20 protein-coding genes are annotated in these 25,334 nt (G+C 68.5%); 4 read left to right on the plus strand and 16 right to left on the minus strand.

The window, feature by feature from the left end:
- Nucleotides 1–376: 376 nt before the first annotated feature.
- Complete coding sequence (locus tag ACQBJO_RS16780) at nucleotides 377–802, minus strand: MerR family transcriptional regulator (RefSeq protein ID WP_114202261.1); 426 nt, start codon at nucleotides 800–802, stop codon at nucleotides 377–379.
- 208 nt (nucleotides 803–1,010) lie between these two features.
- On the opposite strand from ACQBJO_RS16780, the gene ACQBJO_RS16785 reads away from it, so the two are divergent.
- Nucleotides 1,011–2,570, plus strand: a complete 1,560-nt coding sequence (locus ACQBJO_RS16785) for a SulP family inorganic anion transporter (RefSeq protein WP_421009260.1) — start codon at nucleotides 1,011–1,013, stop codon at nucleotides 2,568–2,570.
- Between the two features lie 199 nt (nucleotides 2,571–2,769).
- Here the strand turns inward: ACQBJO_RS16785 and ACQBJO_RS16790 are convergent.
- The 12 genes from ACQBJO_RS16790 to ACQBJO_RS16845 form a co-directional block, all read right to left on the minus strand.
- Nucleotides 2,770–3,947, minus strand: a protein-coding gene (locus ACQBJO_RS16790; RefSeq protein WP_421009262.1) for an IS3 family transposase whose coding sequence is annotated in 2 segments (ribosomal slippage) — nucleotides 2,770–3,660 and nucleotides 3,663–3,947 — 1,176 coding nt in all. Because the reading frame shifts where the segments join, the coding sequence is not laid out codon by codon here.
- Nucleotides 3,948–4,172: 225 nt separating this feature from the next.
- Nucleotides 4,173–4,772 carry a hypothetical protein gene (locus tag ACQBJO_RS16795; RefSeq protein ID WP_421009261.1) on the minus strand — a complete coding sequence of 200 codons (600 nt, stop codon included), beginning with the start codon at nucleotides 4,770–4,772 and terminating at the stop codon, nucleotides 4,173–4,175.
- 622 nt (nucleotides 4,773–5,394) lie between these two features.
- Nucleotides 5,395–6,528 carry an IS110 family transposase gene (locus tag ACQBJO_RS16800; protein WP_430407128.1) on the minus strand — a complete coding sequence of 378 codons (1,134 nt, stop codon included), beginning with the start codon at nucleotides 6,526–6,528 and terminating at the stop codon, nucleotides 5,395–5,397.
- 190 nt (nucleotides 6,529–6,718) lie between these two features.
- Nucleotides 6,719–7,965, minus strand: a protein-coding gene (locus tag ACQBJO_RS16805; RefSeq protein ID WP_430407129.1) for an IS3 family transposase whose coding sequence is annotated in 2 segments (ribosomal slippage) — nucleotides 6,719–7,671 and nucleotides 7,671–7,965 — 1,248 coding nt in all. Because the reading frame shifts where the segments join, the coding sequence is not laid out codon by codon here.
- Nucleotides 7,966–8,013: 48 nt separating this feature from the next.
- Nucleotides 8,014–9,774 carry an AAA family ATPase gene (locus tag ACQBJO_RS16810; protein WP_421007637.1) on the minus strand — a complete coding sequence of 587 codons (1,761 nt, stop codon included), beginning with the start codon at nucleotides 9,772–9,774 and terminating at the stop codon, nucleotides 8,014–8,016.
- Nucleotides 9,722–11,500 carry a TniQ family protein gene (locus ACQBJO_RS16815; RefSeq protein ID WP_430407130.1) on the minus strand — a complete coding sequence of 593 codons (1,779 nt, stop codon included), beginning with the start codon at nucleotides 11,498–11,500 and terminating at the stop codon, nucleotides 9,722–9,724. The genes ACQBJO_RS16810 and ACQBJO_RS16815 overlap by 53 nt, the downstream gene beginning before the upstream one ends.
- The gene (locus tag ACQBJO_RS16820; RefSeq protein ID WP_421007639.1) at nucleotides 11,490–12,935 is read right to left on the minus strand and encodes a hypothetical protein; all 1,446 of its coding nucleotides are present in this window, start codon (nucleotides 12,933–12,935) and stop codon (nucleotides 11,490–11,492) included. Before ACQBJO_RS16820 ends, ACQBJO_RS16815 begins: the two co-directional genes overlap by 11 nt.
- Nucleotides 12,932–14,041 (minus strand): TniB family NTP-binding protein, encoded by a 1,110-nt coding sequence (locus ACQBJO_RS16825; protein ID WP_192911153.1) that lies wholly within the window; start codon nucleotides 14,039–14,041, stop codon nucleotides 12,932–12,934. The genes ACQBJO_RS16820 and ACQBJO_RS16825 overlap by 4 nt, the downstream gene beginning before the upstream one ends.
- Nucleotides 14,038–16,356, minus strand: a complete 2,319-nt coding sequence (locus ACQBJO_RS16830) for a hypothetical protein (protein WP_421007640.1) — start codon at nucleotides 16,354–16,356, stop codon at nucleotides 14,038–14,040. Before ACQBJO_RS16830 ends, ACQBJO_RS16825 begins: the two co-directional genes overlap by 4 nt.
- A gap of 2 nt (nucleotides 16,357–16,358) precedes the next feature.
- Nucleotides 16,359–16,919, minus strand: a complete 561-nt coding sequence (locus ACQBJO_RS16835; RefSeq protein ID WP_430407131.1) for a hypothetical protein — start codon at nucleotides 16,917–16,919, stop codon at nucleotides 16,359–16,361.
- A gap of 388 nt (nucleotides 16,920–17,307) precedes the next feature.
- The gene (dnaB, locus tag ACQBJO_RS16840) at nucleotides 17,308–18,699 is read right to left on the minus strand and encodes a replicative DNA helicase (protein ID WP_421007641.1); all 1,392 of its coding nucleotides are present in this window, start codon (nucleotides 18,697–18,699) and stop codon (nucleotides 17,308–17,310) included.
- 375 nt (nucleotides 18,700–19,074) lie between these two features.
- Complete coding sequence (locus tag ACQBJO_RS16845; protein ID WP_072625968.1) at nucleotides 19,075–19,350, minus strand: DUF2277 domain-containing protein; 276 nt, start codon at nucleotides 19,348–19,350, stop codon at nucleotides 19,075–19,077.
- A 95-nt stretch (nucleotides 19,351–19,445) separates the two neighbouring features.
- Here ACQBJO_RS16845 and ACQBJO_RS16850 point away from each other — a divergent pair, with 95 nt between their 5' ends.
- A complete protein-coding gene (locus tag ACQBJO_RS16850) occupies nucleotides 19,446–20,894 on the plus strand; it encodes a DHA2 family efflux MFS transporter permease subunit (protein WP_421007642.1) in 1,449 nt (482 codons plus the stop codon).
- Between the two features lie 65 nt (nucleotides 20,895–20,959).
- Here ACQBJO_RS16850 and ACQBJO_RS16855 read toward each other — a convergent pair whose 3' ends face one another.
- The gene (locus tag ACQBJO_RS16855) at nucleotides 20,960–22,177 is read right to left on the minus strand and encodes an MFS transporter (protein ID WP_421007643.1); all 1,218 of its coding nucleotides are present in this window, start codon (nucleotides 22,175–22,177) and stop codon (nucleotides 20,960–20,962) included.
- A complete protein-coding gene (locus tag ACQBJO_RS16860; RefSeq protein ID WP_421007644.1) occupies nucleotides 22,174–22,836 on the minus strand; it encodes a lysoplasmalogenase family protein in 663 nt (220 codons plus the stop codon). Before ACQBJO_RS16860 ends, ACQBJO_RS16855 begins: the two co-directional genes overlap by 4 nt.
- Before the next feature lie 56 nt (nucleotides 22,837–22,892).
- On the opposite strand from ACQBJO_RS16860, the gene ACQBJO_RS16865 reads away from it, so the two are divergent.
- On the plus strand, nucleotides 22,893–23,381 hold the full coding sequence (locus ACQBJO_RS16865; RefSeq protein ID WP_421007645.1) for a glutathione peroxidase: 489 nt from the start codon (nucleotides 22,893–22,895) through the stop codon (nucleotides 23,379–23,381).
- Nucleotides 23,382–23,666, plus strand: a complete 285-nt coding sequence (locus tag ACQBJO_RS16870; protein WP_421007646.1) for a sulfurtransferase TusA family protein — start codon at nucleotides 23,382–23,384, stop codon at nucleotides 23,664–23,666. It abuts the gene before it with no gap.
- A gap of 7 nt (nucleotides 23,667–23,673) precedes the next feature.
- Here ACQBJO_RS16870 and ACQBJO_RS16875 read toward each other — a convergent pair whose 3' ends face one another.
- Nucleotides 23,674–25,269: a GMC oxidoreductase gene (locus tag ACQBJO_RS16875; RefSeq protein WP_421007647.1), complete on the minus strand. Its 1,596-nt coding sequence runs from the start codon at nucleotides 25,267–25,269 to the stop codon at nucleotides 23,674–23,676.
- Nucleotides 25,270–25,334: the final 65 nt, after the last annotated feature.

The following is a 25,334-nucleotide window of genomic DNA, read 5'->3' on the forward strand; positions in this document are numbered from 1 at the left end:
CGTCGCGGCGGCCCGAGCCTGACGACTACGGGCGTCGACGTCCTGGTGATCGACGACCGCCAGGCCGACCGGCGGCGGGCACCATCAGCGTCGCCTTGGCAGGGACGCCGCCCTCGGTCGAAGGGTCCCGCCCTCACCTTCGCGCCTTCGACAGCAATCCCCAACCGAGCAGATCTTCGCAGTACTCCTGAGACTCGCTGGAGCTGTTCTCACCCATCACTTGCAGCTTCCTGCCTGGAAGGGGCGGGCAGCCCCTCCTCCTCGCACGTGGTGAAGTACCTGCGCACGCACGAGGTGCCGATCCCCTCGCTACGCGACGCGGTGAGCCGCCGGGGCACGCCAAGCAGCTGGACATCGCGGTCGGCGGAGCGAGGTCTCAGTCGGTGGCCGGTGGCAGCCCTGCCACCTGTGCGTCCAGCGCGCTCGCAAACTCTTCCGCTCGACTGACGGTCTGTCGTAGGTCGGCGATCCTGCGCTGGGCCTTGTCGTGGATGGCCCTGACCGTTTCGCGTGCGGACGCACTCTCGCTGTGGGCCTGGAGCGTGTCCAGGGCTCCGAGCAAGTGGCCCATCTCTTCGACCGTAAAGCCGAGGGGTTTCATGGGCTTGATCAGCACCAGCCGCTTGATGTCAGCCTCCTCGTAGAGACGGAAGCCGCCATCTGTGCGCGCGGAGGGACTGATCAAGCCCATTTCCTCGTAGTAGCGAATCGTGCGGTGCGACAGGCCGGTTCGCTCGACGACTTCACCGATGTGGACGCGCTCTACGCGCGTGGGCTCATCCCGTTCCTGGTCACCGGACATGGCCGGAACGCTACCTTCCGGCGGCGCATGTGACGCCCCACGACAGACTCAACTCTGACGCCACGTTAGAGTTGGTTTCTGTGTTGCGGTGACAAACCGCTCGCCACCCTACTTTCTGGGATGGCGCGTTGCTTGACAGCGCCATCCCTCTCGACGCCGCCGTCGGGTCACACGACTTCGCCCCATCGCCCCTCACGTAAGGACCCCTGTGCCTGAGCCCTCCGTCACAACCCTGCCCACCGGCCCCGAGATCTCCGCGGTACCCGAGGCTGGCGAACGCGAAACCTCCACTCGGGCCGCCCTGCGTAATCCCCGGCGACTACGCACCGAGATCCTCGCCGGTCTCGTCGTCGCCCTGGCTCTGATCCCCGAGGCCATTTCGTTCTCAATCATCGCCGGCGTCGACCCACGGGTTGGCCTGTTCTCCAGCTTCATCATGGCCATCACCATCGCTGTCGTCGGCGGCCGGCCTGCGATGATCACCGCAGCAACCGGAGCGGTCGCGCTGGTCATCGCACCCGTCGCCCGCGAGCACGGCCTCGACTACTTCCTAGCCACCGTCATCCTCGCCGGTGTCCTGCAGATCGTGCTCTCGCTGCTGGGTGTGGCCAAGCTGATGCGTTTCATCCCGCGGATGGTCATGGTCGGCTTCGTCAACGCACTGGCCATCCTGATCTTCACTGCGCAGCTGCCCTACCTGCTCGGCGTTCCCTGGCTGGTCTACCCGATGGTTGCCTTGGGCATCCTCGTCATGGTGGCCCTTCCCCGGCTGACGACTCTCGTGCCAGCACCTCTGGTGGCAATCGTCGCGATCACTGCTCTGGTGTGGGCTGGCGGGTGGAGCCTTCCGGACGTCTCCGACCAGGGTGAGCTGCCCACGTCGCTGCCCCAGCTGTTCCTGCCGGACGTGCCCCTGACCTTGGAGACCCTGCAGATCATCGCCCCCTTCGCTCTGGCGATGGCCTTGGTCGGCCTACTGGAGTCGCTCATGACGGCCAAGCTTGTCGACGGCATCACCGACACCCACTCGGACAAGACCCGCGAGTCGTGGGGGCTGGGCGTGGCCAACATGGCCTCTGGCCTCTTCGGTGGCATGGGCGGTTGCGCGATGATCGGCCAGACGATGATCAACGTCAAGGTCTCGGGTGCACGCACGCGGATCTCCACGTTCTTGGCCGGCGCATTCCTGCTTGCGCTCGTCCTCGGTGCCGGGCCGCTGGTGGGGATGATCCCGATGGCTGCCCTGGTGGCGGTGATGATCATGGTCTCGGTCGCCACGCTGGACTGGCACAGCATCCACCCGGCCACCCTGCGGCGGATGCCACGAGCCGAGACCACCGTCATGGTCCTGACCGTCTTGGTCACCGTGTTCACCCACAACCTCGCCTACGGCGTCATCGTCGGTGTCGTGGCCGCCATGGTGGCCTTCGCCCGTCGCGTGGCGCACTTCGCCTACGTCGACCGGATCGTTGACACGGACGTCGACGGTGACGGCGAGCCCGATGTGCGGGTCTACAAGGTCACGGGCGAGCTCTTCTTCGCCACCAGCAACGACCTCGTCTACCAGTTCGACTACGCCGCCGACCCTGCCCGGGTCGTCATCGACCTCACCGACAGCCACATCTGGGATGCCTCGACTGTCGCCGCCCTGGACGGAGTGCAGACCAAGTACGAACGTCTGGGCAAGAGCGTCGAGATCGTCGGGCTCAACCAGGCCTCTGCTGAGCGTCACGAGCTCCTGACTGGGCGGCTGGGCGACAGTCACTGAACGACCGCGCGAGGGGTGTCTCACCCGTGCTCGGGGCTCGTGGCTGGAGCTGTCGCGCTGCGTGGTGGGGTGGGTCGTCGTGCCGCAACGACTGCCACTGCAGCGGCTGCGAGCACCGCGAGGGCCATGAAGGCGAAGGCGACATGATCGGTGCCCACCAGGGCAGCGGGTCTGCTGCACGAACGGGTGACAGTCGGGGTTAGGCCACCTGGATGGCGGCGGGCTTCATGATCAACTCGTATTCGACTGGGGTCAACCGCCCGAGAGCGGCCTGCCGACGGCGTCGGTGGTAGGTCCTCTCGATCCAGGTCACGATCGCGATCCGCAGCTCCTCGCGGGTGTTCCAGGACCGACGGTCGAGGACGTTCTTCTGCAGCAGCGAGAAGAACGACTCCATCGCCGCGTTGTCGCCGGCCGCGCCGACCCGTCCCATGGAGCCGACCATGTCGTGGCGGTTGAGCTGGTGGACCAGCTTCCTGGAGCGAAATTGCGACCCGCGGTCGGTGTGCAGGACGCAACCGGCCACATCGACGCCTTCGGCGTTGCGGCGCGCGACGGCGTTGTCGAGCGCAGAGACCGCGATCCTGGACTTCATCCGTGAGTCGATCGAGTAGCCGACGATCCGGTTGGAGTAGACGTCCTTGATCGCGCAGAGGTAGAGCTTGCCTTCACGGGTCCAGTGCTCGGTGATGTCGGAGAGCCACAGCGTGTTCGGGGCGTCGGCGGTGAAGTTCCGTTCCACCAGGTCGTCGTGAACCGGCGGTCCCGGTTTCTTGCCGTTGCGCCCGCGTTTCTTCCCGAATGCAGACCACCAGCCCAGGTCGGAGCAGTACTTCCATGCGGTCCGCTCAGCCATCGGCTCGCCGGCATCGCGTGCCTCATCGACCAGGAATCGGTGGCCGAACTCGGGGTCGTCGCGGTGGGCGTCGAACAACGCGTTGGCACGGTAGGCCGCCGTCAGGTCGGCGTCGGTGACCGGGTTCGCGAGCCAGCGGTAGTAGGGCTGACGAGCGATTTTCAGGACCCGGCACGTCACCGCGACAGGAATCCCGTCGGCGGCCAGCTCGCGGACGAGCGGGTACATCATTTTCCCGGCAGGTGCGCCTGGGACAGGTAGGCAGCAGCGCGGCGCAGGACTTCGACTTCTTGCTCGAGGAGCTTGATCCGCTTGTTCGCCTCACGCAGCGCGTCGGACTCATTCGCAGCACGGCCAGCCGGCGACGGGTTGGCAGAGTTGCGGTCGTCGATCGTGAGCCAGCGCTTTAAGCACGACGGCGAGACGCCGAAGTCCTTCGCGACCTGGGCGACCGAGGCATCGGACTCCCGGTAGACCCGGATCACGTCCTCGCGGAACTCCGTGGGAAACGCCTTCGGCATGGTGCACATCCTTCCAGCGTCGACACACATCGACGCAGATCAGATGTCACCTATCCGTGCAGCAGCCCAGTGTGACTGCCTCGTGGTTCGGCCCAATCCGCGACGTGGTCTCGACGATGACCACGTCGACCGATTGCTCGCTTGGGCACAGTCTTGAGCTCTTGTCGTACCGGCCCAGGACTGGCGACGAATACGGCAGCGAGGCCGGTGTCGCCTGCGACGGGTTCATCCACCTCTCGCCATGGCCGGCAGTTGGTTTGCCGACCAACGTCCTGCGGCGCGACGAGCGGCGTTCAGGGCGACCCTGTGGCGTCCAGCGTTCAGGGCAGCCAAAGGCGTCCTGGCTTTGGCGTCATCGGCTATCGGGGTCTGCAGCCACAGCGCGATAGTGGTCGGGTCAGCGCACTGTCGTAGCGCGTCCACAATCTTCAGGATGTCGGGACGTACTTGGTCGTCGTCGAACTGGAACGCTGGGAAGAGGTTCCTCCCCTTCACCTTGATGGTCAGGACCTGGCCGTCCTTGCTCCTCTTGATCACAGTCGACCTTGATATGCCCATCAAGTTCATCACGGCCCGTGTGGTGTAGACGGGTCCGATGAGCACGTTCATGCCCGAAGGCTGGAACGCCTCGGCGTTCAAGCGGCGTTCGCGGTTAATTTCCCCCTGCCGTATCGCCTCGCAGGCGGCGCCGGTGTCGTAGTCGGACGTGAAGTACTCGGTGCCATCCTCAAGCTGATGCGCCCCACGGTGTCCTGACGGCTGAGCACAGCGAGCAACGCCATAGAGCATCGGGGCCTCGCAAGGCTGCCACTGTGTCCAGCTCATGGGCCCTCTCCTCGCAGTCACTCGAATCCTGTCAGCCGAGCGGTGATGAGGCCATGAACGAAACGGCCGTCGTGGATCACTGCTGTGAATAGGCCTCCGGCCCCAAGCGGGACTGGGTCGTGTTGTGGCCAGGCGCTCTGGACAGCGTCACGTTGGTGCGTGCGTAGCTCCTGCTTGGCTTCACCCCAACCCGACCAACCTCAGCGCCTTGGCTGACCGATCAGGTCCCCGGTGCCAGTTTGGTCCGACATCACTTGGGTGTCTCGAGCAGAGCCGTGAGGCTCGCGTGGAGAACGCTGAGGGCGTCTCTTGCTTCTCGGGTAAGTGGAAGCGGCCCGTCGTGGCGCAGTAGACGTCCTGCCACGGCCACCTTGCTGGGGGTGTTGTCTTGACCGCCGAGCACATCTTGGGCTGCCTTAGCGATAGGCGTTCCCTCGTCGAGAGTCGCTTGAACTTGCTCGCGGGTGATCTTTGAACCGCCCCGGTGTGTCCGGAGACCTTCTAGTTTGAGACTCCAGCGGTTGCTGGGGCCTGGTGGTGAGCGTAGTGAGCCTGCTCGGCCTGCACTGGGGTGAGGTCGTCGCAGTACTCGTGGGGTCGGCGGTGGACGCTTCTATATCAGTCAAGCGGCGGACTGGACCGCGGCTCGCGCGGTTGGCGCCTGCTGTCGTAGGTGTCGCGTGTTGCGCCAGATTTCCCGGATGAGGTGTCGTTTGAGGCATCTGATGATCTCGGACTTGGTCTTGCCCTCGGCCATCCGCCTGGCTACGTAGGCCTTGGTGCGCTCGTCCAGCCGCATGCGGACGATGACGATGCGGTAGAGGGCCGCGTTGGCCTGCCGGTGTCCGCCCCTATTGAGTCGGTGACGATTGGTCCGGCCGGAGGAGGCAGGGATGGGGTTGACGCCGCACAGCTTGGCCAGGGCGGCTTCGCTGGTAACCCTGGCAAAGTTGTCGCCGATGACGGTGAGCAGCTCGGCGGCCGCGTCGGGACCGATGCCGCAACCCTCGCGGAGCTGGGGAGCTGTCGCGGTGGTCAACCGGTCCAGGTGTGCTTCGTGCTCGGCGATCTCCTCGCTGAGGTGGAGCCAGCGGCGGGCCATCGCGCGCAGCGCGTACTTCGTTGCGACGGTGGGGTCGTGGACCTCGCCAGGGCGAAGTGCGGCGCAGCGTCGTAGCAGGGCCATCTTGGTCAGCGGCTCGAGCTGCTCGCGCAGGTCGGCGGGGGCGGTGACGATCAGATGGCGCAGGCTGATCATGGTGGCCGCTCGCGCCTTGACGGCGGTGTGCTTGGCGCACTTGATCACGCGGATCATCTCGACGTGACCGTCCGCGGTTTTCGCGGTTCCTGTGGCGGTCCCCGCGAGCACGGCTCGTGCGGCGTTCTCGGCGTCGAAGGCGTCCGTCTTGCCGCGCAGGCGACGGTCTCGCCGGTTGGGGCGGGCGACTTCATGGATCGTGACGCCCGAGGACCGCAGGGCCGCGACCAGTCCGGCCCCATACGAACTGGTGCCTTCGATGGCGTACGTGAGGTCCGTGTCAGCAGGCTGTCCAGTGACCTGTCGGCGCAGGCCCTCGGCCCACAGCGCGAGGCTGGTGTATCCGGCCCGTGTGGCGGTGAAGCGAGCGATCTCGAGCAGAGCACCGCGATCATCAAGGGCTGCCGCGACGACGTGGAAGTCCTTGTGTGTGTCGACGCCGACGATGAGGCGCCGTGCCTCGTTGTGGCGTGGACGTGATGGGGTCGGATTCGTCATGATGCTCACTGCTGGCCTCCACTGATCGGTGCGGGACAGCGAACGGACCGGCCGGAGCGGGACAGAACTGTGACGAGACCTGGTCAGATCAGGCTTCTATCAGGTCACTGCCCGGCCGGTCTGATCACCGGGACGCATCCGCTGGCTCAGGGCCGACAGGTCCACTCGAAGGACACCGTCCATGGACGAGTCAGTTGTAACCAGGGGTCAGACCCTGGCCAGCGGACGCCTGAGCAGTCTCACAGTTGTACCAGTCGACCCACTCGGCGGTGGCGATCTCGAGGTCGTCGAAGCCCTTCCACGGCCGCTGTCGCTTGACCAGCTCGGTCTTGTAGAGCCCGATGATCGACTCGGCCAGCGCGTTGTCGTGCGACGAGCCGACGAGGCCGGTCGAGGGCTTGATTCCCGCGGTGTCGAGCCGTTCGGAGTAGGCCACGGACATGTACTGGGCGCCGTGGTCGTGGTGGGCGATCAGGCCGGTCAGGTCACCGCCACGATCTTCGCGGCCGCGGGTCCAGATGGCCTGCTCGACTGCGTCCAGGACGAGCTGGCTGGTCATCGTGGTCGACACCGACCAGCCCAGGATCCGCCGGGCGTAGGCGTCGATGACAAAGGCGGTGTAACACCAGCCCGACCACGTCGGGCAGTACGTGAAGTCGGCCACCCACAGCCGGTCCGGCGCCAACGGCTCGAAGTTGCGATCGACCAAGTCAAGCGGTTTCGGGGCCTTCGGGTCGCTGATCGTGGTGCGCTTGACCTTCCCGCGCACCGCGCCTGCCAGCCCAAGCTCGCCCATGAGCCGCTCGACGGTGCAGCGCGCGATCGGCGATGCGTCGGCTGCCCGCTGTCGGTTGAGCGTCAGCCACACTTTCCGTGCGCCGTAGACGCCGTAATTGGCCGCGTGGACCTGCTCGATCATCGGCTTCAGCTCCTCGTCGCGCACCTGCTGGGCGCTCGGCTGGCGGCCTCGGTGCTCGTAGTAGGTCGCGGGGGCGATCTTGCAGCCGAGCTCGGTGAGCGCGGCGCAGATCGACTCGACACCCCATCGCAGACCCTGCCCGTCGGCGTCCTCGTGCTGCTGACCGACGTGCTCGTCGATGTAGCGCACGATCAGCGCTGTGGCCGGTCGAGTTCGGCCGCGAAAAAAGCCGACGCGCTCTTGAGGATCGCGTTCGCGCGTTTGAGCTCGGCGTTCTCCCGCTTCAGCCGCTTCAGCTCTGCCGACTCCTCGGACGTGACCCCCGGGCGCTGGCCGGCGTCCACCTCAGCCTGACGACACCACTTGCGCACCGTTTCCGGTGTGCCCACCCCCAGCAGCTCGGCGACCCGGCTCATCGCGGCCCACTCCGACTCGTGCTCGGCCCGGACCTCGGCGACCATCCGTACCGCCCGCTCACGCAGCTCGGCCGGGTACCTCTTCGATGTACTCCCTGACATGACTCCATCCTTCCCAAGGAACGGAGCCTCCGGACACGCCGGGGCGGTTCACTTCTCCGGTCGGCCGGAGTCACTCAGGACACCGTTCAGGGCCTCCAGGTAAGCGTCCGGCTCGACTAGATCTTCCAGAGCAACACCGTCAGGCAGCCGCAGGATCCTCTCCGGTGGGATCATGGCCTTCTTGAGGTTCTCGGCGTGTTGGTCGCCGCCGCCGTCTCCGTCGAGAAGGTAGGCGACTCGGATTGCGGCGTACTCGGCGTCACCGAGTTGGCGGGGATGAATGTTGGCGAGTCCCGGGACGATCTGGTAGCCGAGGACTCGCTCCCCGGTGGCTTCTCGGATCAGGCGGGGAAGGAGAATCATGTCGGATGGCCCCTCCGTGAAGACTGCGGCCCTCACGGCGGAGAACGCCGCGGCTCCTGCACCCATGGCGAACAGGAGCGATGAGAATCCTGGCGCCTCCTCCTCCCAGAAGGTGTTGCTGAGCTCGCTGATCGCCTTCTCGGGGTGAGGGCGAACCACACGAATTCCCGTGCCCAGGTCGAGCGGGAGGCATCCGGGTGAGTGGGTCGTGTAGATGGTCCGTGAGGGCAACTCCTGGAGAAAGTTGATTAGGTCGGCCTGGGCGTTGTAGTGAAGGTGGGTGTCTGCCTCATCGATGAGCAGGACTGGCGGAGGGTCACTGGCGTGCTGTGCCAGGAAGGCAATCAGGGCGACGAAGGTGCGCAGCCCGTCGCTGCGATCTGTGAACCGGGCGACGTCCTCTCCGTCGTCGATGAACACGCGAAGGGTCGTGTCGCTCACATCCAACCTCACTCGCAGGTCTCGCTGACGCCAGTACGGGGAGAGGGTTTCGTTCAGTCGCTTGTTGACCTTCCGCACCAGGGCTGAGGTGCGCTCGGGTACCCCTTGCTGTACCAGCTCATAGATGGTTCGGATGCTGGTTCCGGCGAGCGTGAGCAGGTTGGCCAGCCCTCCGTCCGGCTGCTCCACGCTCTCGCTCGGAACGCGCCGACTCTGACCACCTTGGGTGACCGTGCGTGGCCTGAGATCGTGTTCGAAGCCAAGTTCGCGGTCGGCTTCTGAGAACATCAGAAACGCGGGCAGGTGATCGCGGATGACGTCGCCGGCCTTGGCCTCGGGATGGGGCTTACTCATCTGCTGCTGCCAGTCCTTCAGCAGCTCAGCCGCCTCAAGGTCCGACTCTGGAGGTGGCAGCTCGGTCGGCTCGGCGCCGCTCGCACTGGAGTTTCCCTCGTCGTCAGCGCCTCCAGTGATCGGCAACTCCAACCAGTTGACGAGGGTATCGACAAGCCTTTGGTCGCCGTCTTCCCATTCCCGGCCTGACTGGGCGAGGTCTATGACGCGGGGTAGGGCCTGGGAGGCTGTGTGTGCCTCTATTCGTTCGGCGATCGAAGGCTCGCTGAGCATCTGGAAAATGGAGACTGCCAAGTGAGATCGACGAGTCAGAGACGGCGCGAAGTGCACCTCGTCGTGGCCGTCTTGGTAGCGCGAGTAGAGGACTGAAGTGGGGTGGTCGTCGGTCTCCACGTCGGTCAGGAGGTCCCGGTCAGCGGTTTCGAGGGCGAAGACAGCCGTCACAACCGGGCCGGATAGTCCAGGACCGACGGTCCGGTTCACCTTCCGCTGGTCCAGTCGCTCGCCTGAGCTGAGCCATTCCAGAGCTTCCAAGACCGTGGTCTTGCCTGCCTCATTCGGCCCGACAAGCGCGATGACGTCGGCATCAAGGTTGCAGCTAGTGGCAAGCATCCTCTTGTAGCCGTTGAGTTCGACCTTGGTCAGACGCATGACGTTGAGCCTTCCTTTCGCTGTGGGCGATCGAGGTCGTCGGCGCCCGTGTTGGTCCCGTGGTGTGGTTCGCCTGCGGTGAACCCCAGTGGGTCACGCTGGTGAGGTGATGGACCACTTGGTGCAAACTGCTCTGTTGGTCGGAGTCGAGTGTTGCGGCGAATCGCCGTGCGCGGGCCGGCGATGCGTCCGGCGCGGTCGCGGGGTGAGCGTGGGCGACGTGGGTCCAGAGACACTGGATGACGAGGGTCTGGCTGGCCGCTCGTGTACCCGGGCGGTGGTTGCGGGCCCAGGTGGTGAACCACGAGCTGCTCTCGGTGAGGGCGCGGACCTTGGCCTCGAGGGCCCGATAGTCGCGGCCGTCGAGATCTATGGCGGCGGCGGCGATGGCGGTGAGGACAGCCGCGGGTGAAGCGGTCTGGCTGGCCGCGGCGGCTGCGGCGCACCGCGGTCCGAGATCTGGAGGCAGTCCGAGGGCTTGTGCGGCCTCGGCCCAGGTGGTGATGCCGGGGTGGGTGAGGGCCATGGCCAGGGAAGCGAACAGCTGGATGGTTTCGGGTCGGGAGGTGAACAGAATGCCGAGGTGCTCCTCGTAGAGCTCCACAGGCAGGACTTGGGGGATCTGCTCGGTGGAGACCGTTAGCGGCGGCGTCGCGTCGAGGAGGTGAGAGAGGCGCCGGCGTGGCGCATGTGTGGCCATGACCAGGCGGGTCGTGGAGCTGGTGTGCCGGGTGTGGTCGCCGATCCAGCCCAGCAAACCGTCCGGGGTGCGCGGGATCGCCTCCACCCACGGCGCGAAGCGCGTGATGGCCTCCTCGAGGCCGCTACTGGTGAGGATGTCCGCAGTGGTGGTCAGCGCCCGGGATCGGGTGGAGATGTCCGCGGGTAGTTTCAGGCCCCATCGGGGTGCCCGCTGCTGTGTATGGGTCTCGGCGTGGACCTGTCCCGCCCATTCGGGCAGCAGGCCGGGGCGGGTGGTGGCGGTGGCGATGTGCAGCAGCAGGGCGGTCAGGCCATGGACGTCCGCCATGAACCGGTGGGCCGTGGTGCCTTCACCGAAGACCTGGGGTGGTCGCGCCACCAGCGACTGGGCCTGGGTACGTGCTTGCCGGTCGACGCAGCCGGGGTCCGCCGGCTCCATCGGGAGCGTGCTGAGGTCGGTTGGGCAGTAGTGGCCGCGTCGGCCCAGGGCATTGCCACAGCGGGTCTTAGCGCCGATCGGGCGCAGGAGCGTGGATCTGGTGGCGCGGAAGGGTCGCTGGCAGCCCGGGCACGTCGAGAGCAGGTAGGAGCGGTGGCGGAGGCAGACGGTGGTGGTGGGGATTCGCCAGGAGATGTCCCAGGTGCCGGTCTCGGCGAGGCAGCGGGGACAGATCTGGGTGCCTTGGCCGGGTGCCCAGCCTCGGGCGGCGACGGCGCGGTAGCTGGGCTGGTGGTGCGGGTCGAGACCGGACAGGTCCAGCAGCGTCCCGTCGACGGCGGCGAGCGTCGCCGCGGTCAGCGCCGCGGTCGACTGGCCGGTCAGGCCCGAGAGGACCTCGAGGGTGCGGGGGGTGGGGCGCAGCAGCACGTAGCGGGTGGTGTCGCACGCGTCGGTGATGGCGCGCATGACCGTGGCCGGCGGTATGTGGTTGGCGTCGGCGGCGTGCTCGAGGTAGCAGTCCAGGGCTTGGCCGGCGTGCAGGGTCGGGCGGGCCGGCAGGTTGCGGCTGGGGTCAGGAGACACGACGCTCACCGTGAGCATGGCCTAGTCTCGGGAGGGCGTCGACGGCGACCGTGGCGCTGAGCTGCAGGTGGTGCTGCCACCAGTCGCGCAGGAGCAGTCGGCCTTCGGGGTTCATGTCGTGGTCGAAGGCCAACAGCAGCCGAGGGGCCATCTGGGCGTGTGGTCCACCAGCCGGACGCCCGAGGGTGGCATCCAGCCACACCCAAGCCGCTGCCAGCCTCCCGGCATCGGGCGTGTGTGCCGCAGCGGCCGGCAGTTTCTCGATGACGCCGTGGGGAATCATCTTGACGTTGCGCAGCGCCTCGCGACGCTGCGCCAGCGGCGGCAGCCCTTCTTCGAGGAGGAAGGCCAGGTGGGCCGCCAAGCGGCGGTAGGTGTCCACGTCTTCGGTGATGTGCTCGGCGAGCCGGGCCACCTGAGGGTTGATCGTGGCTGCGTGCAACGTGTGGATGTCGCGGATCGAGAGGTCACTGTTCCGGGCCTGGGCGACGAGTGTGGTCAGGGCGACTGCCTCTGCGGTGCGGATGGTGCGGGCCGCTTCGGGCAGCACGAGGGGGTCGTGGTTGCGGCGCATGGTCGTAGGGATGTGCCCGACGTGGATGCCGTGGTCCAGGATCAGGGAGAGCACGGCCTCGCACCCCGTGTGAGCGTCGGGCCATCGCGGCACCAGGTCCCCGGCGGGCAACCACGGGTCGCCCATGATGGCGATCTGGTCGGCGAGGTCACGGGCCGCGGCCTGTGTGGCGGAAGCGGCCCAGGTCAGCGCCAGGGTCGTCGCGCTGATGTACGGCGGCCTGGCAACGACCCGGCCCGGTTGCAGCCCCCAGCGCAGGAAATCCACCACGGCTTCACGCCAGAGAGTGGACTCTCCGGGTAGGAGTGGGGGCCAGTTGGTCCACAATGCGTGCTCGAGTCCGGCCATCAGAGATTCGAGTCGCGTCAGCCGGTCTCGAGCACGCTGGGACTCACCGGCTGAGCAGAGGGTGGCGAGCATCTCTCGGTGGACCGCCTCGATGTCGGGTCCCGGGTGGCTGGGGTGCGGGAAGTAGGCGTCGTGCAGGAAACAGCCGCAGTTGGGGCACAGCACGACAATGTTCAGCCGCGCGGCGACGGTCGCGATCTGGCACTGGGGGCAAGTGGCGGGTTGACCGGCATACCGTCGGCCGGTGCGGGCTCGCTCCGGCGCCATCCCCGGGTAGGCGCCACGCAGGGTCGCTGGCCTCAGCTCGTCCACGGCGGTCGAGGTGAGTGCCGCGACGCGGTGCAGCAGGTCATCCGGGGGCTCTTCCCAGACCCGCGAGTGGACCTGCAGGCCGGTCAACTCGCGGACGGTGGTGTGGTTCGCGCTGGCGGTGCGTGCCAGAAGGGCCGCGATGTCCTCGCCGGGTCGCAGGTCTGGACGAGCGGGCAGCGGTGGCGGCGCTGGCTCGATCATGCCGAAGCTCCTGACCTTGGGGCAGCGGTAGCGGAAGGGTCACCGACCGGGGCGGTCGCTCGCCGCCGCGTGGCGTGAGCGTCCGCGTTTCGTCGTTCGGCTCGCGCGGCCAGCGTGACGCCGACGAGGTGCTTCTCGGTGATGGCCCAGGTTCCGTCCGCGATGGCGGCGGTCGTGGCGTCGCGCAGCAGCTGGAGCAGGTCGCGGTGGTAGCCGGCGCTGCGTTCGAGCCAGATGTGTGGCAGTTCCTTCCAGATGTGGTCGGGCCGACCGGCCGGAAGGTAGGGCTGGGCGTGCTTCGCACACTCACGCAGGAACTGTTGGAAGGCCAGCCTGTCGGCCTTCGTGGTGCCCGAATAGGGCGCGACGGGGATCTCGTAGGCCCGCCCGGTCACCTGCGGGTCGTCCATGACCGGATGTGTGTGCAGATTCGCGCCCGCGAGGATGACAGTAGCCCCGAGCTCGCCGACAGCGGTGACCACGGCCTTGAGGTGGTCCAGCGCCTCGCGGCCCAGTTTCAGTGAGGTTTTCAGCAGGTGCAGGTCGTCCACGATCAGCAGGCGGACACCGTGTCGTTCGAGGAGGTCGAGGTAGCGCACGCGTTTCTCGACACCGGGCGGGTAGCCCAAGGCCTGGACGATCTGCGCGTTGAACTTCGCCACCGTCGTGCCGGCCGCCAGGGACAGGAAGAGGACGGGCACATGGTCGACCTCGAGGTTCTCGACCCTGCGTCCGGTGATGGTGCGGGCGGTGGTCGCGGGACGGACATCCGGGTCGGTGTGCGGGGCGACCAGGCGTCGGTGCGCCTCGAAGGCGACTTGGTAGAGCATCGTGGACTTGCCCAGAACGTTGTCGCCGGTCACGATCGCCACGTCCTTGGTCCCGGTCAGCGACTGCGCGTTGCCCTCGATCAGGGCAGTCAGGCGCTGCCGGATGCCGCGGTCGCGGTCGGAGTCGAAGTAGCGGCCCGCCAGGAAGCGGCGCACCTCGCTCGCGCGGGCGCGTCGCTGCTGGCCGGACATGCCGTGGGCCTCGCGGGTGGTGATCATCGGCGGTGGCCCCATCGGCGGAGTGAAGGCCAGGGAGTGAAGCAGGTCGGCCTTCATTCCTGCTCCTCCAAGTTCGACCAGTCGGCGGCGTCGGTCTCCCAGGGCGCCCTGGTCGTCTTCGCCGGCGGTGCGGGGCGCGACCGCGGGCGCGGCGCCCCGCCGGTCGATGGGGTGCGGCCGCCGGCGGCGGAGGCGGCCTCGCCGTGGTCGTGCTTGGACTGGCCCGAGCGCATGGCGGCGGCGGTGAGCATGTTGCCGTGCCAGTCCGCCAGGTCCGGGTCCCCCCGCAACCGGTCGTACCCGTCAGCCGTGTTCAGGGTGGTCAGGACCTCTTCCTCGATGCTGTCGCGGGAGAGGTCCCGGTAGGCGCCGCGCTTCTTCATCAGGCCTTTCGCATGCCGCAACGTCACCCCGGTCATCGGTGCCCGCAACTCGTGCTCCCGGCGCCACGGCACCCGGATGATCCGGTCGGTGTCGGGGTGACGCAGCCAGTACGCCGAGACATCCCGAGGGTCGTAGTAGAACGGCGCCGCCTTCGCTCCGGCCCGGGCACGCTGATCACCGGTGTGACCCGTCTGGTCAGGTGAGCGGAAGGTCCAGTCCCGCACGTTGCGGAACTCATCCAGCTCTCGGCAGTCGTAGTACAAGTCGTCGAACTCGACGCCGTTGGCGCCGATCTGGCCCCACCGGATGGGCATCGCGTCGTAGATCAGGTCCGCACGCTGGAGCACGTGGATGCGCCCCTGGGCGGCCATCAGGCTGTCGTAGACGTCCAGTGGGGTCAGCCGCATCCGGGCATCCTCGGCGGTGATGCTCTTGTCGGCCAGCACCAGGCTGGAGTGCGGGCTGCGGTGATACGTCGTGGCGATCCACTCCCGGATGTGCCGCTCCAGTTCCCGCGGCGTCAGCGCCGGGGCACCGCCGTGGAAGACCGGCTGACCGGCCTTGTCCAAGGTGATACGCCCGACCTTCGAGCCCCGCTCGGATACGTTGTGCCCCTTGTACCCAGGCGCTGCCTGGAAACAGGCCTGCAGGGTCTCCCAGAAGCGCTCCATGACCGCGTTGTCGGTCGGGTGCGCACCACGGGAGAGCAGCAAGTTGATCCCGAACTGGCGACACAACGCCCGAAAATGGGTCCCGGTGAAAATGCTGCCCCGATCCGCTCGGATCGCATCCGGCAGTACACCGGGGATGCCGTGCTCACCGACCAACGGCCGGCCCGCGAGCCCATCGATGCGTTCGGCTTCGGCCAGTGCATGCGGGAACAACCCGATGTGCTCCGGGACCCCGGCCCACCGCCAGTCATCCACCCGGGCCGGATCCACCGCCAGGCTGTAGGGCCGCAGGATGTCGACCAGCAGCAGGCCGGCCTCGAACCCGGTCGGGCTGCGGGGGAAGACCCTCGTCCCCACGATCACCCGGCTGGCCAGGTCGATCGCCGTCATCACCTCCACGCTGACCGCGGACCCGGTGAACGGGTCGAAGCAGAAGTTGTCCGCGCGGGTGACATCGATCGCCACCACCTGCCCCACACCGACCGTCGCGAAGGACGAATACGAGGCAGTGGTCCGCAGCTTGTTCGTCTTGTGCGCCCGCGTCGTGCGTCCCAACGGCTTGACCACGTGCGCGATGTACCTGCGCAGCGTGTCCCGAGGCAGCTCCTCCATCACGAAGCCGTCCGCACTGAGCTTGGACAGGACCTGGCGGTAGATGTCCTTCTGCCGCTTTGCGGACTCCGTCCCGTCGAACCGGCCCACGACCCCCTTGCACACGTCCTTGATCTCCTCGTCCAACGAGTCGAACTGCGACCGGCCCTTCCGGCTGCGGCCATCGACCAGCTCGAACAGTCCCCCCGGTTCCCCGAAGTAGTCCCGGTGCCAGTTCCGGATGGCGTTGGCCGTCGGGGACCCGATCCGACCTGGCCGCGTCGAGCGGCCTGCCTCACGGTCACGACGAGCCTGACGATCCTGATCGTCCTCAGCTGCCAGCTGCTCGACCATTGCCGAGAGCTTGCGAGCCAGCGAGATTCCGTCTGCCGGATCGAACGGCCAGAATGGCTCACCCTCGCGCGCCAAGGCACGATGTCCCCGCGCGAAGCCCGTCTCGACGGTCAGGACGATCTCCTCGCGGTCGAGCGCCAACTGGCGCGCGGCCTCGCGGACGCTCTCGAACTTGTGCCGGAAGGGCCCCGCCACGGCGTCAACGCGGCCATCAAGCATCCCCACGGCCACCTCGAGGTCCTCGAACCGAATGTCGAGAACTTCGCCGTGGATGGTCTCGACGCGCACGCTCAGCGGGCGGACACCCACCACCAGCAGCGGGCGGCCATCTTCACCTTGGATGGTCGCGCCGTCGTGCAGCGCGACTCGCACGCTCACGACCGTCCCGCCCAGACCACGGGAGTGTCTTCGCTCCACCGGTCGGCAAGGTCCAACTCGACGTCGCCCCGCCAAGCCAGGTGCCACAGTGTCGACAACAGATAGCCGCCCTCATCGGCTGCGGCGATGTCCCCGAAGGTCACGCCGGCGCCGTGGGTGATTTCGCGTAGGCGTGCCGTCGCGGCTGGCATCCACGGCTGCTGTCTGCGGGCCATCGACAGCCACCGCAGGTTGACCTCCTCCGCGCCAGAGAGTCCGGGAAAGACCCGGTGCCTCCACCCGCGGGTGGTGCACGCCTCAGCAGTCTTCTCGACCTTCCAGTTGAAGTCGATGTCCTGTAACTCGGCCGGGCGCGCATCCCACACCGTCACCGACCCGTCGACGCGCACGCTGAGCAGGTCGGGATAGTGCGACTTCTTCGGTGACCACCGAAGGAGGAACGGTTGGGCCACCAGCCACGAGACGTCCAGGTCGCGGTCGAGCATCATCATCAACTGATGCTCCAGGCCCGACTCCAGTGTCAGATCGTCCCCGATTGTCATCGAGAAGGCATGCACCGGAACATTCCGCGAGTACGTCGAGGAGCGAACCTTGCGGACCGACCCCAGCTGCCGCACATCTGGAGGTCCAGCACCCCAGTCCCAGCCAGAGACGACCTGTCCTTCCACAGCGAAGGACCACTCCGGGTCCGAAGATTGAGTTTCCGGCACCGCAACATCTACAGTGGACACAACGACTCCTCCTGCCACCCAGCCAAGGGATCAGGTAGTTGTTCACGAGGGCGTCCCGGGCCAACGGGACGCCCTCGAACTTTGTCTGCACAGCGACACTACCGAACGCTGGCGCTCCATTACCACGCCGTAGGCGAAACTCCTAACGACACGCCGCAATTGTCCGTAAACAATGTACAGAGCCGTTTGTACAAACTAGGCCCCCTCTCTACAATTAGAACCCGCCCGAGTCCTTCGCGAGGTTCGAGAAGCGGGCGTAGTGCCCCTGGAAGCCGAGGACGATGTCGGCGGTCGGGCCGTTTCGGTGCTTAGCGACGATCACGTCGGCCTCCCCTTCGCGCTCGGACCCGGGGTCGCGGTCGCGGTGGAGCAGGATCACGAGGTCAGCATCCTGCTCGATCGAGCCACTCTCTCTCAGGTCGCTCATCGCCGGGCGCTTGTCGGTGCGCTGCTCTGGACCACGGTTCAGCTGCGAGATCGCGATGACCGGGACCTGCAGCTCCTTCGCCAGGAGCTTGAGCGCACGGGAGAACTCGGAGACCTCCTGCTGGCGGGACTCGACCTTCTTGCCCGAGGTCATCAGCTGCAGGTAGTCGATGACGATGAGCTTGAGGTTGTGCTGCTGCTTCAGGCGCCGCGCCTTGGCGCGGATCTCCATGAGCGCGAGGTTGGGCGAGTCGTCGATGTAGAGCGGACTGTCACTGATCCGGCCCACCACCCGGGAGAGCTTGCGCCAGTCCGGGTCGCTCATCTTGCCGCGGCGCAGGTGCTGCAGCTGGATGCTCGCCTCCGCCGCAAGGACACGCATGGTGATCTCGCTGCGGCTCATCTCGAGGGAGAAGATCGCGGTCGCCATCTGGTGGTGGATCGCCGCCGCGCGGGCGATGTCCACACCCAGCGTAGATTTGCCGATTGCCGGTCTCGCCGCGACGACGATCATCTGCCCCGGGTGCAGGCCGTGCGTCAGCTCGTCGAGGTCGGTGAAGCCCGTCGGCACACCGGTCATCTCGTCGGTGCGGCCGGCGGCGACCTCGATCTCGGTCATCGTCTCGTTGAGCGTGTCCCACAGGGGGGCGTAGTCCTCGCCGCCACGCTTCTCGGCGACGGTGTAGACCTCGGCCTGCGCGGCGTTGACGATCTCCTCGACGTCGCCGCCGCCTTGGGCGTAGCCCATCTGGACGATCTTGGTCCCGGCCTCGACGAGGCGACGCAGCACCGCCCGTTCGGCGACGATCTGCGCGTAGTAGCCGGCATTGGCCGCGGTCGGCACCGACTGGATGAGGTCGTGCAGATAGGCCTGGCCGCCGGCACGCTGCAGGTCGCCGCGCTTGCTCAGCTCGTCGGCGACGGTGATCGCGTCGGCCGGCTCGCCGCGGCTGTAGAGGTCGATGACCGCGTCGAAGATCAGCTCGTGGGCCGGCTTGTAGAAGTCGTGCCCGCGCACCGCCTCACCGACGTCGGCGATCGCATCCTTCGACAGCAGCATGCCGCCGAGGACCGACTGCTCGGCGCCCAGGTCCTGCGGGGGCAGCCGGTCGGCGGGGGGCCCGGACGAGTAGGAGTCGGAGTCGCCGAATGACCTCGTGTCCTGCTCGAACGTCGTCACCCGGGCTACCCTCCGTCTCCTGCACCGGACCCGGCCGAAGGGGGGGTCCGCGCGCCCCCGCGAGGGGACGTCAGAGCACTGTCGCACCCGGTGCCGACAACGCCAAACGGCCCTGTGGACAGAGGTGTGGACCGGGTGTGGACGACGCGCCACTGGTCTGTGCACAGCCCGTGGACAAGTCTGTGGATCTCCGGTCTCGACCAGCACCGACACCGCCTCTGACCTGCGCAAACCCCCAGGAACAGGTGTGGACCCCAAAAAGATCAGCCAGTCCACCATCCACAGACCACGACGTGCTCCGCGACACATCGGGGGCGATCAGGCAAGCCCCGTATCGACGGACGGCCCGCCCGGTCACACGGGTCACGGGAGCGATCAGCCGGCGCGCTCGTAGCGGGCCCGCGCCCGCTCCTTGGCCTTGGCGGCCTCGACCTCGCGGTCCTTCGGCGGCGCATTGGTCACGAGGTGGTCGAGCAGGTGCTGGGTCACCTGCGCGATCTCCTCGACGGCCTCGTCGAAGGCGGCCTGGTTGGCCTGGCTCGGCTTCGTCGAACCGCTCACCTTGCGCACGTACTGGAGGGCGGCGGCGCGCACCTCGTCGGTCGTGGCCGGGGGCTCGAAGTTGTGCAGCTGTCGGATGTTTCGGCACATGCCCCCAGTCTCCTCCTGCGGACCGACAGGGGCACCCCCCTTCGCCGGTCACAAGCATTTGGTCGCTGTCGGTGGGCCGGCGGACCATGGAGGACATGCCCATCACCGCGGCGGCGCCGCACCCCGTGACCACCCCTGCCCAGACCGCGCTCATCCTGCGCGTGCTGACGGTGGCCACCTTCGTCGTGATCCTCAACGAGACGATCATGAACAACGCCATCCCGCGGCTCATGGACGACTTCGGCGTCGTCGAGACCTCCGCGCAGTGGCTGACGACCGCCTTCATGCTGACGATGGCCGTCGTCATCCCGATGACCGGCTGGATCATGCGACGCCTGGCCACGCGGCGCACCTTCGCCCTGGCGATGGGCCTCTTCACGGTCGGCACGACGATCGCCGCGGCCGCCCCGACCTTCGAGGTGCTCGTCGCCGCCCGCGTCGTGCAGGCCGGCGGCACCGCGGTGATGATCCCGCTGCTCATGACCACCCTCATGGACCTCGTGCCCGTCGCCGACCGCGGCCGCACCATGGGCAATGTCTCGCTCGTCATCGCCGTCGCCCCCGCGATGGGCCCGGCCGTCTCCGGGGTCCTGCTCGAGCTCGGCACGTGGCGCCTGATCTTCCTCGCCGTGCTGCCGATCGCCGCGGCCTCCCTCGTCCTCGGCCTGCGCCTCCTCCCCGACACCGGCGAGCGCGAGCACAGCCGCCTCGACCTGCCGAGCGTCGCCCTGGCGGTCGTCGGCTTCGGCGGCATCGTCTACGGGCTCTCGAGCCTCGGCGGTGGCCACGGTGGCGAAAGGGGTCCCGCCCCCGAGCCCGTCGTCGACCCGCTCCTCGCGGCCGGCGTGGCCGCGATCGCCCTCGCCCTCTTCGTGTGGCGGCAGCTGGCCCTCGCCCGCACCGGTGACCCGCTCATGGACCTGCGCGCCTTCCGGCACCGCAGCTTCACCGGCGCCTTCGTCACGATGTGCCTCGGCTTCGCCGCGCTCATCAGCTCGGTGATCCTGCTGCCGATCCACCTGCAGCGCGGGCTGGGCCTGAGCACCCTCGAGACCGGGCTGCTGCTCATCCCCGGCGGCCTGGCCATGGGCCTGCTCGGCCCGTCGATCGGCCGGCTCTACGACCGCATCGGCGCCCGACCGCTCGTCGTCCCCGGTGCGGTCGGCATGACCGTCTCGCTCGGCCTCTTCGCCCTCCTGCTCCCGCACGTCGGCATGTGGACCGTGCTCGTGCTGCACGTGCTCCTCAGCCTCTCGCTCGCGCTGCTCTTCACCCCGCTCTTCACCGCGGGCCTGGGGTCGCTCCCGCACTCCCTGCACGCCCACGGGTCGGCGCTGCTCGGCTCCTCGCAGCAGGTCTTCGGCGCCGCCGGCACCGCGACGAGCATCGCCGTCATGTCCCTCGTCGCCGGGTCCGACCCGAGCACGGCCGAGCGCACCTCGGGCGTCCAAGCCGCCTTCGTCATGCTCGCGGTGGCCGCGGCGGTGAGCGTCGCGACCTGCCTCATGGTCAGCACACCGGTCGAGGACCCGGCCGACGAGTAGCCGCGAGAGTGCGGGGTCCTTGCGAGGACTACGCCCTTGGCACCGCCCCACCCTGCCGGTCCCGGTCAGGGCATCCCGGGCACGAGCGACGGCGTGCGCCGCAGCAGCACCGCCAGCACCACGACGAGCAGCATGAGCACCACGGACAGCGCCACCGAGCCCGGCCAGCCGGCCCGGGTCCACGCGGCGCCGGAGGCGGTGCCGAAGACCGCGGACCCGAGGTAGTACGTGAAGAGGTACAGCGAGGCCGCCTGGCCGGCGCTCGTCCCGCCGAGGTGGGCCCGCAGCGGCACCCAGCCGCTCGCCACCCCGTGCACGGCGAAGAAGCCGATGACGAGCAGGCCCATCCCGGCGACGACGAGCGACAGCACGTCGGGCAGCGTGAGCAGCGCCCCGACGATCGCGACGGCCGCCCCGATCGGGATGACCGTGCGCCGGCCGTGACGGTCGGCAAGGTCGCCGAACCACGTCGAGCTGACCGTCCCCAGCGGGTAGACGAGGAAGACGAGGCTGGCCGCACCGATCCCCAGCGCGAAGGGGGGATCCGCCAGCCGGAAGCCGATGGTGTTGAAGAGCGCGACCATCGCCCCGAGCGAGCAGCCGCCGATGGCGTAGAGGGCGAGCAGCGCCGGGTCCGACAGGGCCCGTCGGGTCATCGCCGCCAGCGCACGCGGGTTGCCCGGCGCCGGCTCGAAGCCCCGCGAGGCCGGCAGTGCCAGCCGCACGAGGACCGCGCAGGCGAGCCCGACGAGCACGGTCGCCGCGATGCCCCAGCGCCACCCGCCGCCGAGCTCAGCGCCGAAACCGGAGACGAGCCGGCCCGACATCCCGCCGAAGGCGGTGCCCCCGACGTAGAGCCCCGCGGCCCGCCCCTGGCTCGAGGGGTGCAGCTCCTCGCGCAGGTAGGCCGTCGCGACCGCGGGCAGCCCGGCGAGCGCGAAGCCGTCGAGGAAGCGCAGCGCGAGCAGCGCCTCCCACGTCGGCGCGAGCGCCGAGGCGAAGCCGATGACGACCGAGGCCCCGAGCGAGAGATGGATCAGGCGGGTGCGGCCGACGACGTCGGAGAGCGGCCCGGCGACGAGCAGGCCCGCACCGATGCCGAACATCGCGAGGGAGACGCTCAGGGTCGACGCCCCCGTCGAGACGCCGAAGTCACGCCGCAGGTCGGGCAGCAGCGCCTGCGTCGAGTACAGCAGGGTGAAGGTCGCCAGACCGGCGGCGAAGAGCGACCAGACGATCCGGCGGTAGCCGCTGCTGCCGGGCAGGTAGCCCTCGTGCGTCATGCCGGGCTCGGCTGCGCCGTCCGGTCGCGATGGGCGATCGCGGCGACGAGCAGGCCCTGCCCGACGACATAGGTGAGCATGACGAGCACGCTGTGCAGCGGCAGCTCGACGTCGGCGAAGGCACGCAGCGCGATGAGCGCGTCGGAGACGAGGAAGACGATCGCGCCGACCGTCGCGACCCGGTCGAGGCCGGTGGCGAGCACGGCCATCGTGACGATCGCCAGCCCGTAGACGACGACCGCGGGCAGCATGGCCCCGGCCCCACCGGCCGTCACCGCGACGAGGACGACGAGCGCGAGGACATAGGGCACGACGAGCGCGGGTCGGGTGCGCACGATGCTGCGCCCGACGAAGGGGGCCAGTGCCGCCGCGTAGGCGATCTGGGCCAGCAGGAAGCAGCCGAGCATGAGCCCGAAGCCCGCGGCGCTGCCCTCGGCCACGAAGCGCGGCAGGGTGTCGCCGAGCCACGACAGCAGCAGCGCGAGCAGCGTCAGACGCACCAGCCGCGAGCGCGGCAGGCGGGCCGTCGTGAGCAGCAGCCACGCGAGCAGGGGCATGAGCAGCACCTGGGTGAGGTCGGCGAGCACCCCTCCCGGCGCGACACCCTGCGCGACCAGGTGGACGACGGTGACGACCACGAGGGCGACGAGCGCAGGCATGCCCCGAGCCTACGGGGGCAAGGCGAAGGGGGAGGTGTGGGCATATCGTCGGACCCATGAGCCTCCTCGACACCCCCATCGCCCGCCTCGACGGCACGCCCGGCACGCTGCGCGACCTCACCGGCGGCCGGCCGGCGCTGCTCGTCAACGTCGCGAGCAAGTGCGGCCTGACGCCGCAGTACACCGCGCTCGAGGCGCTGCAGGAGGAGTACGCCGCGCAGGGGTTCACCGTCGTCGGCCTGCCGTGCAACCAGTTCGGCGGCCAGGAGCCGGGCACGGCCGAGGAGATCGCCGACTTCTGCTCGGCGACCTACGGCGTGACCTTCCCGATGAGCGAGAAGGTCGAGGTCAACGGACCCGGCCGCCACCCGGTCTACGCGGGTCTCGTCGACACCGCCGACGAGGCCGGCGAGAGCGGCGACATCCGGTGGAACTTCGAGAAGTTCGTCATCGACGCCGACGGCACGCCGGTCGCCCGCTTCAGCCCGCAGGTCACGCCGGACGACGACCGGGTGCTGGCCTCCCTTCGCTCCGTCCTCGCCTGAGTGGAGGCGACGGAACAACCCGCGGAGCGCATCGACGGCGGCGACCTGTCCTGCGCGCGGCTGCTCATCCTGCTCCGCGGACGGGTCGCCGACCTGCCCGCCGGCAGCATCGTGCACCTGAGCACGACCGACCCGGTGGCGCCGATCGACCTGCCGGCCTGGTGCCGGATCACCGGCCACGACTACCTCGGCGTCGCCGAGCCCGGCCCGCCCCCGGTCTACGTCGTGCGGGTGGGGGCCAGCCCGGTCGAGACCCGACCAGACCGGCCCTGGCACCCGGCCTGACGCCGCCTCAGGAGAAGCGCCCGCTCGCCAGCAGCCGGTCCATGTTGCGCTCCGCGAGCGCCGTGATCGTGACGAAGGGGTTGACCCCGATCTTGCCGGGGACGAGCGACCCGTCCATGACGAAGAGGCCCGGCGAGCCCTTCAGCTCACCCGACAGGTCGGTCGCCTCGCCGAGGACGGCGCCGCCGAGCGGGTGGTAGCTGAAGTAGTCGGCGAAGGCCTTGCCGTCGTCGAAGAGGTCGTGACGGTAGACCGTGCCGTGCTCCCGGTTGAGGCGGTCCATCACGGCCCTCGCCGCGGCGACGCCCGGAGCGGCCTTGCTCTCGTCCCAGTCGAGGGTGAGCGCGCCGCGGCCGCTGTCCCAGGCGAAGGAGCCGCGGTTGGGGTTGTTGGTCACGGCGAGGTAGTTGGAGGTGAAGGTCTCGACGCCCAGGGGCAGCGGGGCGATCTCGGCGAAGACCGACGCCTCGGTGTCGTCCCACGCGTTGATGCCCATCGCCGGCATGCACGACTGCTGCGACCCGGTCGCGGTGAGCCCGAGGTAGCGGGCGACCATGAGGTTGCCGTTGGGCCCCCACCCGTGGCCGACGGCGCTCGGCAGCCCGTGCAGGCCACCGTGTGCGGCGGCGCGCAGCAGGATCCGGGAGGTGCCGACGCTGCCGGCCGCGAGGACGACCCGGTCGTAGGTGGAGCGGCGGGTCGAGACGACGTCACCGTCGAAGTTGATCGTCCGCAGCTCGAGCTCGTAGGCGCCCTCGGCGGTGCGGGTGAGGGCGGTGACCTCGGTCATGACGATCGGCGTGATCCGCCCGCTGGCCAGCGCGGTCCGCAGATAGGTCTTCGTCAGGTCGCGCTTGCCGTGGTTGTTGCCGAAGAGGATCTCCTGCGCGAGAGCGGACTTCGGTGCGTCGCCGGCGGCCTCGCGGGCCATGTGGTCCCAGTCGTAGACGCTCGGCACGAGCGTGGTGTCGAAGCCCGCGGCGCGCGCCTGGTCACGGGCGACCCGGCTGAACCCGTACCAGGGCGAGTCCAGCATCGTCGCCGTCGGCGGGGCGACGCCCAGCGCGGCATTGGCCCGGGGGAAGTAGGTCCGGTACATCTCCTCGGCGTCGACGTCGGGCAGCACCTGCTCGAAGAAGGACCGGCGCGGGGTCACGGCCATCGCGCCGTTGACGAGGGAGCCGCCGCCGAGACCGCGCCCGACGTAGACCTTCATGTGGTCGAAGCGCTCGATCCCGAGCACGCCGGCACCGCGCTCGGTCGGGATCGAGGTCGGCACGCCGAGGATGGTGGAGAAGGGCAGCTCGACGTGGTCCTGGAACCACGTCGATCGGGCGCTCGGCGCCGTCATCGAGGTGAAGACCTTGCCGTTGACGGGCTCCACCGTGCGCCAGTCCATGCCCATCTCGATGAGATCGGCGCTGTGGCCGGCCGCCGCGAGCCGCTGGGCGGCGACGGCGCCGCCGTAGCCGGAGCCGATGATCGCGATGCGCGGCCCCTCGCCGGTCGTGGTCGCGGCTCGTGCGGTCGGGGCGAGCGCCGGTCCGGCGACGGTGGCCCCACCGACGGCTGCGGCGAGGAGGGTGCGACGGCTGACTGACATGGATCTCCTTGTGCCCGAAGGGAACTCGCCGATCACTACCGGCGAGTAACCACAGGCTGGCACAG

Source organism: Janibacter zhangyanbonis, assembly GCF_050507325.1.
Taxonomy (GTDB): domain Bacteria; phylum Actinomycetota; class Actinomycetes; order Actinomycetales; family Dermatophilaceae; genus Janibacter.

What these genes read in the sequence shown, in the direction of transcription:
- ACQBJO_RS16780 (WP_114202261.1), bottom strand. Translation starts at nt 802, where the DNA reads ATGTCCGGTGACCAGGAACGGGATGAGCCCACGCGCGTAGAGCGCGTC.
- ACQBJO_RS16795 (WP_421009261.1), bottom strand. Translation starts at nt 4,772, where the DNA reads ATGAGCTGGACACAGTGGCAGCCTTGCGAGGCCCCGATGCTCTATGGC.
- ACQBJO_RS16800 (WP_430407128.1), bottom strand. Translation starts at nt 6,528, where the DNA reads ATGACGAATCCGACCCCATCACGTCCACGCCACAACGAGGCACGGCGC.
- ACQBJO_RS16810 (WP_421007637.1), bottom strand. Translation starts at nt 9,774, where the DNA reads ATGCGTCTGACCAAGGTCGAACTCAACGGCTACAAGAGGATGCTTGCC.
- ACQBJO_RS16820 (WP_421007639.1), bottom strand. Translation starts at nt 12,935, where the DNA reads ATGATCGAGCCAGCGCCGCCACCGCTGCCCGCTCGTCCAGACCTGCGA.
- ACQBJO_RS16825 (WP_192911153.1), bottom strand. Translation starts at nt 14,041, where the DNA reads ATGAAGGCCGACCTGCTTCACTCCCTGGCCTTCACTCCGCCGATGGGG.
- ACQBJO_RS16845 (WP_072625968.1), bottom strand. Translation starts at nt 19,350, where the DNA reads ATGTGCCGAAACATCCGACAGCTGCACAACTTCGAGCCCCCGGCCACG.
- ACQBJO_RS16850 (WP_421007642.1), top strand. Translation starts at nt 19,446, where the DNA reads ATGCCCATCACCGCGGCGGCGCCGCACCCCGTGACCACCCCTGCCCAG.
- ACQBJO_RS16855 (WP_421007643.1), bottom strand. Translation starts at nt 22,177, where the DNA reads ATGACGCACGAGGGCTACCTGCCCGGCAGCAGCGGCTACCGCCGGATC.
- ACQBJO_RS16860 (WP_421007644.1), bottom strand. Translation starts at nt 22,836, where the DNA reads ATGCCTGCGCTCGTCGCCCTCGTGGTCGTCACCGTCGTCCACCTGGTC.
- ACQBJO_RS16865 (WP_421007645.1), top strand. Translation starts at nt 22,893, where the DNA reads ATGAGCCTCCTCGACACCCCCATCGCCCGCCTCGACGGCACGCCCGGC.
- ACQBJO_RS16875 (WP_421007647.1), bottom strand. Translation starts at nt 25,269, where the DNA reads ATGTCAGTCAGCCGTCGCACCCTCCTCGCCGCAGCCGTCGGTGGGGCC.